The 12,987-nt window shown below is 55.1% G+C and carries 13 protein-coding genes and 1 pseudogene; 12 read left to right on the top strand and 2 right to left on the bottom strand.

Translation table 11 applies throughout. The features are described 5' to 3' along the window. Positions 1-229, top strand: a pseudogene (locus K5845_RS20655) (bifunctional methylenetetrahydrofolate dehydrogenase/methenyltetrahydrofolate cyclohydrolase); the annotation flags it as partial. 83 nt (positions 230-312) lie between these two features. Here K5845_RS20655 and K5845_RS20650 read toward each other — a convergent pair. After that, on the bottom strand, positions 313-1,047 hold the full coding sequence (locus K5845_RS20650; protein WP_287959903.1) for a Crp/Fnr family transcriptional regulator: 735 nt from the start codon (positions 1,045-1,047) through the stop codon (positions 313-315). Positions 1,048-1,548: 501 nt separating this feature from the next. Between K5845_RS20650 and K5845_RS20645 the strand changes: the two genes are divergently transcribed. The 7 genes from K5845_RS20645 (at position 1,549) to K5845_RS20615 (ending at position 8,480) form a co-directional block, all read left to right on the top strand. Then, positions 1,549-2,424 carry a methylenetetrahydrofolate reductase gene (locus tag K5845_RS20645; protein WP_046476669.1) on the top strand — a complete coding sequence of 292 codons (876 nt, stop codon included), beginning with the start codon at positions 1,549-1,551 and terminating at the stop codon, positions 2,422-2,424. A gap of 78 nt (positions 2,425-2,502) precedes the next feature. Further along, the gene (locus K5845_RS20640; RefSeq protein ID WP_046476667.1) at positions 2,503-3,384 is read left to right on the top strand and encodes a 3-methyl-2-oxobutanoate hydroxymethyltransferase; all 882 of its coding nucleotides are present in this window, start codon (positions 2,503-2,505) and stop codon (positions 3,382-3,384) included. 46 nt (positions 3,385-3,430) lie between these two features. After that, the gene (locus K5845_RS20635) at positions 3,431-4,609 is read left to right on the top strand and encodes an ABC transporter substrate-binding protein (RefSeq protein WP_052743661.1); all 1,179 of its coding nucleotides are present in this window, start codon (positions 3,431-3,433) and stop codon (positions 4,607-4,609) included. Next, positions 4,606-5,535: an ABC transporter permease gene (locus tag K5845_RS20630; protein WP_244464997.1), complete on the top strand. Its 930-nt coding sequence runs from the start codon at positions 4,606-4,608 to the stop codon at positions 5,533-5,535. Before K5845_RS20635 ends, K5845_RS20630 begins: the two co-directional genes overlap by 4 nt. Beyond that, positions 5,532-6,329 (top strand): ABC transporter permease, encoded by a 798-nt coding sequence (locus tag K5845_RS20625; protein WP_052743660.1) that lies wholly within the window; start codon positions 5,532-5,534, stop codon positions 6,327-6,329. The genes K5845_RS20630 and K5845_RS20625 overlap by 4 nt, the downstream gene beginning before the upstream one ends. 11 nt (positions 6,330-6,340) lie before the next feature. Next, positions 6,341-7,603 carry an ATP-binding cassette domain-containing protein gene (locus K5845_RS20620; protein ID WP_082101001.1) on the top strand — a complete coding sequence of 421 codons (1,263 nt, stop codon included), beginning with the start codon at positions 6,341-6,343 and terminating at the stop codon, positions 7,601-7,603. A 10-nt stretch (positions 7,604-7,613) separates the two neighbouring features. Continuing rightward, positions 7,614-8,480, top strand: coding sequence for an ABC transporter ATP-binding protein (locus K5845_RS20615; protein ID WP_076605275.1), 867 nt, complete (start codon positions 7,614-7,616; stop codon positions 8,478-8,480). A gap of 393 nt (positions 8,481-8,873) precedes the next feature. On the opposite strand, the gene K5845_RS20610 is transcribed toward K5845_RS20615, so the two are convergent. Then, on the bottom strand, positions 8,874-9,056 hold the full coding sequence (locus tag K5845_RS20610) for a hypothetical protein (RefSeq protein ID WP_046476665.1): 183 nt from the start codon (positions 9,054-9,056) through the stop codon (positions 8,874-8,876). Between the two features lie 358 nt (positions 9,057-9,414). Between K5845_RS20610 and mobC the strand changes: the two genes are divergently transcribed. From mobC to K5845_RS20590, 4 genes are all read left to right on the top strand, one after another. Further along, positions 9,415-9,807: a plasmid mobilization relaxosome protein MobC gene (gene mobC, locus K5845_RS20605; protein ID WP_287959902.1), complete on the top strand. Its 393-nt coding sequence runs from the start codon at positions 9,415-9,417 to the stop codon at positions 9,805-9,807. A 75-nt stretch (positions 9,808-9,882) separates the two neighbouring features. Beyond that, the gene (locus tag K5845_RS20600) at positions 9,883-10,977 is read left to right on the top strand and encodes a relaxase/mobilization nuclease domain-containing protein (protein WP_046476661.1); all 1,095 of its coding nucleotides are present in this window, start codon (positions 9,883-9,885) and stop codon (positions 10,975-10,977) included. A 181-nt stretch (positions 10,978-11,158) separates the two neighbouring features. Then, a complete protein-coding gene (locus tag K5845_RS20595) occupies positions 11,159-12,730 on the top strand; it encodes a hypothetical protein (RefSeq protein ID WP_046476659.1) in 1,572 nt (523 codons plus the stop codon). A gap of 13 nt (positions 12,731-12,743) precedes the next feature. Continuing rightward, on the top strand, positions 12,744-12,987 hold a 244-nt coding region (locus K5845_RS20590; RefSeq protein WP_287959893.1), incomplete at its 3' end, for a hypothetical protein.

The following is a 12,987-nucleotide window of genomic DNA, read 5'->3' as shown; positions in this document are numbered from 1 at the left end:
TGTCATCGACGTGGGGATTAATCGTCTGCCAAATGGCCGTCTCGTCGGCGATTGCGACTACGAAGGCGTGCGGAAGCGGGCTTCCTACATCACGCCGGTACCAGGTGGCGTGGGGCCGATGACGGTCTCGATGCTTCTGGTCAACACAATCAGCTCGGCAGAACGTTCATTAATGGCGGCTTCTTACCGGGCCTCAACAAACATTCACGAGGCTCACGGAGCACAATAAAAAAAGCGTCGGCACTTCTTTTTCCTAACAATTTGCACAAGACCCGCGGCAACATCGGCTTAACTACCTGCAAATATCCCGAGCTAACTCCAGGCATATTCCTCATCCTCTGCGCTATCGAACTGCGCGTACCGCTGCATCGACCGCGGATCAGTGACAATGATTTGACGAGATTCCTGCATGATGAAACCGCGCTTTTCCAGATCCCGCAGAACTTCGCTCACTGTCTGACGACACGTTCCCACGATATTTGCGATTTCCTGATGCGTGATCGGGGCATCCAGCTTGATATGTTCTCCGAGTGGGACACCGCAGTTGTGCGCCAGTCGCAGCAAGGCCAGAGCAACGCGCTCACTCGCTTTTTGTGACCGCATGTCAACGATCGTATCACAAGCCAAACGAAGCCGTGCACCCATAAGCTTAAGAGCATTATAAGAAATTTGAGGATTAAGCTTGAGCATTTGCTCAAAGATTGGCCGCAACATAACGTATACGGTACATTTCGATATTGCTTGGCTATTGACGGTCTGCTTCCTGCATCCCGTAATTCCACCTGCACCGAATAATTCTCCGGCGACACAATACCAATATATTGTCAGCTCGCCTTCTGCGGAGAGGTGATAAATTCGCGCCATGCCGTCTTCGAGATAAAAGACTTTGTCGGCGTCGTCGTCGGCACGAAATAGGTGCTGCCCCTTGTGCACCGTCTGTTTGATGGCATGACGAAGAAACATATCCTTCGCAGCCTCATCTACTCCGTCAAATAAGTGTACGCAATCCCAGTACCAAGGTGAGTCGCCAACTCTACGCTCCAGCATATTATACTCCGGCAGACTGACGTCTAAGTTGCGGGCTGTCGAACAAATATCGAGGGCTCCGCCTCTCACGGATGTCTGAGCTACCCGAAGCTCAAACTTAGATGCTAGGGGCTCAAACTTCTTGCAAGCCCCTTCATGTTATCGAAAGCGCGCGTGATCTCATAATCATTGTCCGCGCCCCCTTGTAACAACCAGACCGGGACGCCGACGGAAGCACTTTCATGCATGACGCCATGCATTTTTCGTCACCTTTGAGGCAATACAAACTTCGCAAACCGATGTTTGTCGTCAACCCGACAGACGTTGCGCATCCTCGAGGTTGAATTCGTCGTCACGACGACTGCTGTCCGCTCCCAATCTCTCTAGCCTCAATCTTATGCCGCGCTTGGACAGCCCCATCCGCGAGAAGGCTGAACGAGCAAACAATCCAGCAAAAAACAAAAAACCAGTCGACTTCACATGTCGCTAGCATAAGGCACCGGGAGTGAAAACGTGACAGAAATGCCGGTCGATATCGAGGAACGCTCGATCCTGTCTCACGAAATGCGACACAGTACTCTTTTTCAGGATATATCAATTGAGCTTTTGCCTGAACAAGTTGATGCATTCCTACCCAAAGCAAAATGTTTTCCAGAAAACTCACTAGTTTTTCTTACTCATATCCCTGGAAAGCCGATCTCAGCGCAGGCAGAAGCGGCCAAAAAGATACACAATAAGGGCTTTGTGCCCGTCCCACATTTGGCTGCCAGAAATTTCACATCTGCCGATGAATACGCAGGGCACCTTCGAACCCTCGCATCAATAGGCGTGACAACCGTACTCGTATTAGGTGGCAATCCCTCTTCGGGCACTCCCCCCCTGCGGTTTGCCGCCGATCTTCTGCGGCACCCCGTGTTGAACGACGTCCAACTCAAGAAAGTTTTCATAGCAGGACATCCGGAGGGCCACAGCGTCATTCCAAAAGACGCCCTTATTCCGGCTCTGAAAGAGAAGATCTCCTTGGTTCGCGAGTGGGGTGCGCAGCCTGAAATCGTTACACAATTTGCATTCAATGGTGAGGCGATGGCGGCGTGGGCCGCTGAACTCCGCACTCAGGATATCAATGCCCCGTTACGCTTTGGCATGGCGGGCGTGACCTCCCTGCCAAAGCTCATCAAGTTCGCAGCAATGTGTGGAGTAGGCGCCTCACTGAACGCACTCAAGCGACAGGGAACGTCTTTGATCAAAGCAATGCGCGATCAAGATCCCGGCGACATAATTGCAGAACTTGATTCATCACTTTCTCAACGTGGAATTAAAGACGTGACGCTCCATTTCTTCCCATTTGGCGGATGGGAGAAAACGTTGAAATGGATAGATATGCAGTCGACTGAATAAACCCCACCAGACAAACGTGTGGCTTATGGCCGAATAAAAACAAACATATCCAACGCACCCAGAAGAGAGGAACATTAGATGTCGGAATTAAAACGTAAAAAAGTGACATTAAATTCATTACGCGAAAAGAAAAGTCGCGGAGAACGCATCACGTCCGTCGGCGTTTATGATGCCCCTATGGCCGCAATCGCGGATCGTGTCGGATTTGATCTTTTGATCAACGGGAACGCTGGTCCGATGTCTCTGCTTGGACATCCCGATCCTACGACAGTCACCTTTGAAGAGCAGCTTTATTTGACTAAAGCAGTAAGCCGCGTGACGAAGTATGCGCTGGTTGTGGGCCATATGCCCTTCATGACCTATCACGCGTCCAAGGACCAAGCCATAACCAATGCCGGTCGCATGGTGAGCGAGGGCGGAGCCGGTTCCGTCAAGTGCGAAGGCAACGTGCGCACAGCCGAGTATATCGCGGAGATCGTAAGTGCAGGCATCCCTGTCATGGGGCACATTGGCATGCAGGCTTCTCGGCGTGTCGAGCAGAGCGGTTTTGGTGTAAAAGGCCGGACAGCAATAGACGCATTGGAAATCGTTGAAGGAGCTCGCGCATTCGTTGATGCTGGTGTTTGGGGGTTCATCCTTGAGCAGGTCCCGACAGAGCTTGCGGCCTATCTGACACGCACACTTGAGGTGCCGATCATTACGCTTGGAGGTGGTTGCGTTAATGACGGTGTGTACCACATCAGCGGAGATGTTGTCGGTTACAGTGCATTCCCAATTCCGAAGAACCGCGGAAGTTTCGCCGACGTTGGCACGACGATCGAAGAAGGTTTGCGTATGTATCGCGACGAAAGCCGCGAAGGTACGTATCCGTCGAAAGAAAGCGCGTTCCACATGGATGCCGACGAGTACGCACGCTTCTTAAAGTTGGTGGGAGAAAAACCCAACGACACGGCGGCCTAAGCGACTCAAAGCCCAATCGACAAAAAAATTAAAACGAGGAAATGCCATGAAGAATCTAGCAGGCCTTGGAGGTCTGGCTACGGCCTTTGTCTTGTTCGCTGCAGCACCGGCTGTCGCAAACAATCCCAATAGTGACGTGACCTACGAGCAGATCGCTTCCCAGGCGAAAAAGCTTGAAGGTAAGCCAGTTACAATCTCGACAAATTTCTTCCTCGGCTGGACCGGCGCTTGGGACACGGTGATTCTGCGATCAGGGGAGCTATGGAAGAAATGGCTTCCCGAAGGAAGTAAGGTGGAGTGGAAGAGAAATCTTCAAGGGCCGCCGGTTATTACGGATCTAATTGCTGGCAAGCAGCAAATTGGATACCTCGGCGACAACCCCGCCATTGTTTCAACTGCGAAGGCGGCCCTCGCGCCCATCAGCATTGTTGCGTTGAATCTCGTGTCGAGCGGCCGGATGTGCGGCACGATACTCGTGCGCTCGGACGCCCCTGAGTTCAAATCGTACAAAGAAGCTATCGCTTGGCTTGATGGCAAAATCGTCGGCGTGCCGAAGGGCAGCTGCGCCGACCGTTTAGGGCAGTTGATGCTGGAAAAAGAAGGAGTGAAGGTTCAGTGGCAACAAATGCAGGGCGAAGTTATCGTTACATCCCTGCAGGCAAAGCGCATCGACGCTGCCATTATGTACGAACCTCACCTCTCGAAGTCAGTGTTTGACGATCACGCGCGTTGGGCGGCATCACCGGCAGCATTCGGTGAACTGGATGCCGATGCGATCGTGATGCGCGAGGATTTTCTTAAAGAGAATCCAGATGTCGCTGTTGCATGGCTGAAGGCCAACATCGAGGCTCTCTATTTCCTCCGGGACAAGCCGATCGAAACAATTGAATTCTTGAAGAAGGAACTTCCCGATTACACACGGGAAAATCTCTGGTACGCGCTTTATGGTGCGCAACCTGACAGCATCGGCGCATCCGGCCCGGTGGTCCGCGGAAAGATGATTATTGACGCGGACGGCCGCTCACTTCTTGAACGCGGTTACCAGTTCCTCCTAGACCACAAAATCGTGCGCGATCCAAAAATGCGCGATGGTGCCGTTCGGACGGAATATGTGACGCGTGCATTTGAAGAACTCGGCCTGGCCCCCAACCAGCAGCTCTTTGAAATTCCGGCAGGGCTCACCAATCCCTTCAAGGGAGATGAGTTAGTGGAGGGAGGCAAATGAACGTCCATCTGCGGGACCAAGCTGCAGCGCCACCGGGATCACAGAGTGACGCTGCGAGCTACGATGCACAATTGCGGGCCAGTATTGACTGGCCCGTCGAGCAGCTGACTTTCGGCGAACGGATTCTCAGAGCGCTAACAAGAGATCAGCTCATTCTGGGCTTGATGGGCTTCGTGGCTTTCTTTGGATGTTGGTACTTTCTCACCGCCGTAATCGTACCGCCGCGATTCAATTTCATCCCTGATCCTTTGTCCTTGTTTCAGGAATGGACCAGCCGGGAGCCGACATACGGCGTGTCGCTATTCACGCCGGAATACTATGAACACATCTGGACCAGCACACTTAGGGTTTTTGGGGCGTTTACGGCTGCCGTAGCGTTGGGGGCACCACTAGGTATTCTGCTGGGATGGAGTAAGACTGCGGAGAACTTGATCTTTCCTGTCGTCGAGCTATTGCGTCCCATTCCGCCTCTGGCGTGGGTGCCGCTTGCCGTTCTCATGATTCCGTCAACGGAAGGTGCGGTGATTTTCATCACGCTTCTTGCGTCCTTTTTTGCGACGGTCCTCAACACGCTTCTCGGTGTAAAGTCGATCGACGAGAACTATTTTCGGGCAGCAGCATGCCTGGGATACTCTCGGTTTCAAATTCTACGCCGTGTCGTTATCCCCGGGGCATTGCCGTTCGTTTTCACCGGGCTTCAAATCGCAATGGGTGTTGCGTGGTTCTCTCTCGTTGGCGGTGAGCTTATCGCAGGACGGTCCGGCCTCGGATACCTCATCTTCGATGCCTATACGAACGTCGCGTTACCAAACATCTTCATCGGCATGATCACCCTTGGGATTTTGGGCTTCGGGTCGAGTGCAATCATCCGGGTAGTCGGCAACAAACTTAATGCCTGGCACAATCGTGGGGGAACAGCATCATGACGGCAGCAAAGCTCATGCCCTCCAGATCGCGGTGGTTCCTCAATCTGGCAAACGCGTCTTTTTGGCAAGGTGCGCTTGGAATCTCAGCGTTCTTTCTTATTTGGCAGCTGTCTAGAACGCTGGGTCTCCTTGCAGTTGTGCCGACACCTATCGAAGTCATCGAGGCTCTGCCCTCACAAATTCAGCAGGACGGATATTGGGAATCCTGGATCGCGACAACCGTTCGGGTCTTTGTCGGTTTCTTTAGCGCCGCCGCTCTGGCAATCGTTCTTGGTATTGCCATGGGCGTCAATCGACGCTTTCGGTTTCTCGGCTTTCCGATAATTGAGATTCTACGTCCTATACCGCCTTTGGCCTGGCTTCCCATTTCTATTCTTTTCTGGCCCTCGGCGGAAATGACTATCGTGTTTCTCACATTCATCGGCGCTTTCTTCCCGGTTTTTCTCAATGTCCTCGCCGGAATCGATAACATCGATGTTCGCTACATCCATGCCGCACGGTCGTTGAACTCCAGCCCGCAGGCTTTATTCTGGAGAATTCTAGTTCCCGGCGCGCTTCCATCGCTCTTCACGGGGTTGACGATTGCTATCGCCATTACATGGGAAGTCGTTATCGCTGCGGAAATGGCGTCTGGAAACTACGGTCTGGGTTACCTGACTTGGAACGCCTACATGACCAACTCTCTCCCCGGCATCATTGTCGGCATGCTTTCCATCGGTCTGGCTGGAATGATCTCGGCCTGGTTGATGGAACGGCTAGGCAAATACGCGATGCCCTGGTGGCGTAAACGGTGAGGGAGAAAGACATGCAAATTGATCAAAAGATCGCAGTGTTGAGGAAAAACCCGATCCTCGCATCGTTGCCGCACAAACTCGTATCTCAGATCGCAGAACATTGTGAACTCAAGTCGTTTGCTGCGGGAGAGGAAATTTTCAGAAATGGAGATGAGGCCAGCAAGGTTTACGTTCTTCTCAAAGGCCATGTCCGTCACCCCGAAGTAAACTCTCCGATGCATCAGTTCGGTATTGTTCAAGAGGTGATGCTGGAAGGAACGATCTTCGGATACGCAGGGCTTATCGAGGGTCGAGGGAGCAGGGTTATCTCTGCGCACGCCGTTACGGACACAGAGGCATTAGCTCTCGACGGCGCGTATTTGAGATCGCTGCTACGAACGCTTGGTCGCGAAGGACACTCTTATCTGCAGGACTTGTCCCGATCCTATGCCGCACATGAATATGCGGTGTCGGGGCACACAGGTTGGGTATCTGTTCGCAACGCAGGCAAAGTGTATGACCCGTCAGGCAAGCACGTCGTTGCGGTCGATAATTGTTCAATCGAAATCCGTCCCGGTGAATTCTGCGCGATCGTCGGCCCATCGGGTTGCGGTAAATCCACGCTTATGAATTCGATTGCAGGTTTCGATAAACTGACCAGCGGAGAAGTCTTCCTGGATGGCAAACTTATCAACGCGCCCGGCCAGAATCCTAAGCCCGGCCCGGACCGTATCGTCGTTTTTCAGAATGGTGCCCTTTTCCCTTGGGCAACAGTGCTTGAAAACCTGATACGCGGGCCGGTCGTCCAGGGTCGCATGACGGAACGCGAAGCAACAGAGAAGGCCCGCGATCTTCTGGGCAAGGTAGGCCTCGCCGACATTGAGAATTTATATCCCGGATCAATTTCGTCGGGGATGTGCCGTCGGGTCGAAATCATCAGGGGCATTCTGAACGACCCAGGCGTGTTGCTGTTAGACGAACCCTTCCGTGGCCTCGATGCGCTGACAAAAACAGTCACACAAACGGCCTTGTTGGAACTTTACGACCTCTCTCGAAAGACCGTCTTGTTCATCACGCATGACCTTGAGGAGGCTATCTATCTGGCTGACCGCGTCCTCGTGATGACCACACGTCCCGGTCACATCAAACAGACAATCGAAGTCGATCTACCGCGGCCTCGCGACGCGCGTCTACTGACCCAGCCGGAATTCGTCCGGCTGAAAGAGCTCGCGATCGAAGCCGTCCACGAGGAAGCCGTTAAAGCGTTCAACGCCGGCGAAAAAGAATTTGCGTGAGGAAAACAGGATGGTGTCAACACCCCACAATACGCGCAAGGAGAATACATCCATAACCGTGGATCGCATCGGGAAGGTGTATTCTCAGCAGCGCAAACCCCATGTCGTTCTCCGCGACTGTTCATTCGAAATCGAGAAAGGCAAGCTTACCGTTCTGCTCGGGCCCTCAGGTTGCGGGAAATCTACATTAGTCAACATTATTGCGGGCTATGACCGTCCAAGCGTGGGTGCGGTTCGCAAAGACGACGAAGTCGTTACGGGTCCGGGATCAGATCGCATGGTCGTTTTCCAGGAAACGGGATTATTCCCTTGGATGACGATCCTTGACAACGTATCCTATGGACCCGAGCAAAGCGACGTCGCGCGCACGGCCGCGAGAAAAGAAGCGACCTCTTTACTCTCCGAGGTCGGATTGGCCGGCTTCGAAAACCGTTATCCGACGGAGCTATCCGGCGGCATGCAACGACGTGCTGAAGTGGCGCGGGCTCTCATTAATCGGCCTGATGTTCTTCTTCTCGACGAGCCCTTTCGCGGTCTCGACCACATGAGCCGCGGCCTGATGCAGGAGTACTTCCTGGCTCTGTTCGAAGCGCATCGCATGACGACTTTGTTCGTGACGTCCGAAGTCGACGAAGCGGTGTTCCTGGCCGATAAAATCATAATCCTCACCTACAAACCCACTCGTGTCGCAACGGTAATCGATGTCCCTCTCCCGCGTCCGCGAGAGTTTCACATGCAGACGAGCGAGATTTACAACGAGATCAAGGGGCAGGCGCTTGCGTTGCTCTACGATGAAGCCCTCAAGGGTTTCGGCGCACATGCTGCAAGCATGGGCGACAGCGTCCGAGCTGCAGCCACCGGCAATTTTGCCGGTTAAAAGTTCTCGATACTTGGATGCCAGACTCCAAGTTAGAGAAAATGCCCTCGACTCTGGACTCAGGGGGCGCACTTTCCAAACTCAAGTCACCCGGTGGTACCGACCGGGTGACTTTTTTTGTCTAGAAGTTCTGAATTATTGAAAGCGAAACCCACCGTTCGCGCTTTGCAAGCAGCCTACCCCATCACCCGAACTCGGTCCGCTACAACAGCCATCTGAATTCTCACCTCATACCGCTCGGTCGTGAATTACGTTTAAAGCATGCAATGACCCTCTACATCACAACACGAGCGACAGACGATGGCCGCCCGCTTGCTCCTTACCCACGACGCGGCTGTCGGCAATGCCCCATTCACGACCACGTCCGAACTCGAAGTCGAGAAAACGCCAACTTCAACCCGCAAGCGAAGGCGGCGTCTGTGCATAGCCTGACATCGCCCGCGCCCATCCCCGCAAATGGCGTTCCACCTCCATAGCGTCCGAACGCCAGAACGCCATACCATCGTACAGCGTGAACATTGCGCATGCTGCTACCGTTCCCGGCCGCAAATCCTTGAAGCTGCTTCTTCGCCCCATCCAATGCCTCCTGGAAACGTCCCCAAACCCGTTTGTAGATCAAGGGTGGGGAGTAAATCCGATTCCGCCCAAAGCATGCCGAGATCCCCGCACAGCGGTCCGCAAGGAGTCACGCACTGCAATTTCAGCCGGAGGGCAAGGGGCGGCACGTCCCGCCTACGAACGACACGCTGAAGGCACCGCAGCACTTCTGGGCATAACCCTCCCAGCTACTGGAAAGCGTTGTCGCACTCAGGCATCCTTCTCCCCACGGGAGCAAGCAAGTCTTTTGGGGCCACCTTGGCCCCAAAATCGCGCACCTCGGCCTTTGGCCTCAAACGCGCTTGCTTGCCCCTCAGTGCCGGGGGGGCTCCGATAAATGGCCACACGCAATGAACCCGATTCCAGGTTGCGCACCAACCGCGTGCGAACCTACATGACCCACGACGAACTCACGGCCTTCAAAGCCCTCTGCGCCGCCCATGGCTCGACAGAGGCGCAAATGGTCCGCACGCTGGTCATGTCCGCCATCGCCGGCCAGAAACCACCGCCACCGCGCCCTGAAAAATCACGGCAGACCGACGAACTGATCGCCGGAATCAACACGCTGCACGTCCACCTGCGCAAGATCGGGACAAACCTCAACCAGATCGCGCGCCAAGCCAACACCGGGTTGGTCCCAGTGTCCCGAAATGAAGTTTTGGCCGTGTTCCATGCGGTCCAGCAAGCCGCGGCCACCGTGCACACCGCCGCCTTGAAGGTCCTGACCTAGTGGCGTTCGCCCTCCAGCCAAACGCCTGAACGCCAAGGCGTTCAAACGAGCGAACTCCGGATTCAACCAGACGTCATGATCGGAAAAATTCCCAAGGCAGGTCGCGGCTTCAAGGGCATCACCAGTTACCTCCTGAACGGGCCCCGTACACCCGAGCCGGAGAACGGGCGAACGGACGAACGAGCGTTCGCCAAAAAGGATCGCGTTCTCTGGGTCGACACCCACAACCTCATCACGCGCGACCCCAAACAGGCCATGCGCATCATGCGCGCCACCGCCAACAAGTCCCGCCGCTGCAAATCGCCGGTCTATCACTTCGTCATCAGCTGGACGCCGGAGGAAAACCCCAGCGAGGATCTCAAACGGCGCATCGTTGCTGACACCTGCGCCGACCTCGGCCTCGCCGACCACCAGCGCATCGTCATCGCCCACGACGACACCCGCCATGCCCACGTCCATGTCGTCATCAACCGCGTGCATCCCGACACCACGAAAGCCTGGAACCGGCAACAGGACTGGGTGCGCCTTGAGACAAGCCTTGCCCGTCAGGCCAAGGCCCATGGTTTGCTTTTCGTGCCCGGCCGCCACAACAGCAAGGAGCTATCGCAACAACCACGCGACGCCCGCGATCCCGAATATCAGCTGACCCGCAGAAAACGCCAACCCTCCCCGCCCAAGAAATGGAGCCTCAAGACGATCGCCGCCGAACGTCGTCGCATCATCGCCCTGTTCACCGTCGCCCGCTCCTGGGATGAACTCGGTTCAGCCCTTGCCGCCAACGGCCTGCGACTGGAAGGGAAGGGGCAAGGTCACGTCATCCGTGACGCCAACGGTGAAGTGAAACTTTCACAGTTTTCAAAAGACATCCGCGTCGCCAAACTGGAGCAGAAATTCAACGCACCATGGCGCGGCTCCATCGGCGCAATCAAGGAGCCCGCCCCAACTCTCGCAAAAAACACCCGTAGATCGGTTGACCGAAAAACCAACCAAATCGGTCAACCCGCCAACGCAATTGAACGCCCCACCACTCATCCACAGAAATATCCGGTGCCAGACAATGCGCATACGGATTCAAACATTGATTATATCACTCATATAAGTGAGAGTTCCAATCGCCGGAGCTTGCAAACCATTAAAAAACGCAAGCGTCGAAAGCAGGACATGCGCTAATTCCGAGGCAAATACAATGCTTTCACTCCTTATTCATTCCAAAGTTTCAGTGATTTCCAAATTCCATTACGCCGGACTTTCCCCCCACCCTGAATAACCGCCTGCTTTTAACCTCGTCAAACACCCATGATGAATTGCTGCTTCCGCTCGCGCGTGGAAGCAACACGGGAGCTTGCGCGAAATGGAGACAGTTTACTGGGGTTGCCGCGTGCAACCTCACGGCGATGACATTTGGACCCAATATGAAATCGACAAACCGCTCGCCAATGCATCCGGCGGAGAAGGCGGCATCTTCACCCTCAAGCCTCACGCAGGCGAAACCCGCGTCGCCAAGATCTATAACCACAAATCCAAATCGCTTCTAAAATCCGATGCCTTTAGAAGCCTCGCAATTCTCACGTCCAGATATCAGGAACTTTCACAGCCCAATGCGTTGCCATTTGTCGCCTGGCCGATTGAAGTCCTTTTCACCATCAAGCATCCCTCCACCGTCCAGCACCTCTCAACGCTGGCCGGAATCACGATGCGCCACGTCACCGGCCATAACGTACTGAGAAAGCTGACCAGCGATGCCGGGGGTCGCATCGGCAATGGAAACGGCACTCAAAACGGCCTAGCAAACGCAAAAGCCGTACGCATCGCCGCAATCATTGCGCACTACCTCAACCGCATGCACCAGCGCGGCATCGTCTTTTGCGACCTCAATCCAAACAACATCCTCGTCTCAAACGATTACCGGCAAATAACCTTCGTCGACGCCGACGCCTTCCAACACCCCTTCGTCACGGCCTTTACCAAACCACACTTCACCGACGGTTATGCGTCCCCCAACCAAGCCAACAAAATCGCCGGTCCCCGCACGCCGGATGACGACAATTTCGTCCTCGCCATCCACATATTCCAGCTGCTCCTTGATGGCGGCCATCCCTTTGACACCGGCCCTGCCTTCAATCCCACCGGCGACTTCTTCGCCAACATCACCCCTAACGACAACATAAAGGCTAGACGCTGGCCCTATAGCGACGTGGCCAAATTCCGTCCGCCCGGCGAGACCCCCGCACATTACGCACGCCTCCACCCCGACCTGCGCTCCATGTTCGCGCGCGCTTTTCAGGACTTCGTGCCACCAACCGCCAAAGAATGGGAAGAGACCCTCCCGAGCTTCGCCAATACCGTCGAAGCCAACTCGCCTCCGAAGCCGAAGGCCTCACCACCACCCCGCCCGCAAGCTCCACCGGCACCCGCCCAACAATATGTTCTCCACCCACGCCCGGCATCCCCCGTAAATCTGCAAGCGACACCGTCTCACGTACCTCGGAAGCCGATCCACATCATCGTGCTGGCCTTCATCGCCAAATGCCTCCGTAGCCTCCTCATCATGACGGGCATGCTTCTCGGCAGGCTCGCGCTCGGCCTAGCAAAATGGCTCGCACAGGGTTTCGCCGACATTGCCACCGCGGCATGGACTCCATTCAAGAAATACGGTGGCGTTGAAATAACCGCGGGCCTCGTCCTGCTCGGAAGCATCTTCTGGCTCCTCGACGCCTACGAACGGCATTTGATCGAAAAGCGACGCCCCCACGCTTCCAGTCCAGCCCTTTTCTCATTGGCCCCGGCCATGCCCGCCGTCCCAACGCCACCGTTACCCGAGCCCAAAACCTATCCACCACTGCACACCTTCATCCCGAGCGCAAAACCCTTTCCATCAGATCCAAGGATGGAACCCACTCCGCCCTTATTCCCAGCCGACTGAAAGGAGCCAATCCATGTCCAGTCTCCTCGACCTCCTGCAAACGCCGGAACCACCACCCATCGACATCCCCGCCGCCGCAACCCGCAAGACGCGCTATCCGTTCGTCCTCCTCGTCGACATTTCCGGCTCAACCGGCGTCGACCCGATCAACGGGCCCGGCGGCCCCAACGCCGACATCCACCGCATCAACAACACCATCCAGAAAATCCTCTCGATGCTGCGCACCCCACCACCCGGCACACCGCTTGCCGACAACC

The organism is Filomicrobium sp. (assembly GCF_025698805.1).
Lineage (GTDB): Bacteria > Pseudomonadota > Alphaproteobacteria > Rhizobiales > Hyphomicrobiaceae > Filomicrobium > Filomicrobium insigne.
This window is presented reverse-complemented; position numbering and strand designations above follow the sequence as displayed.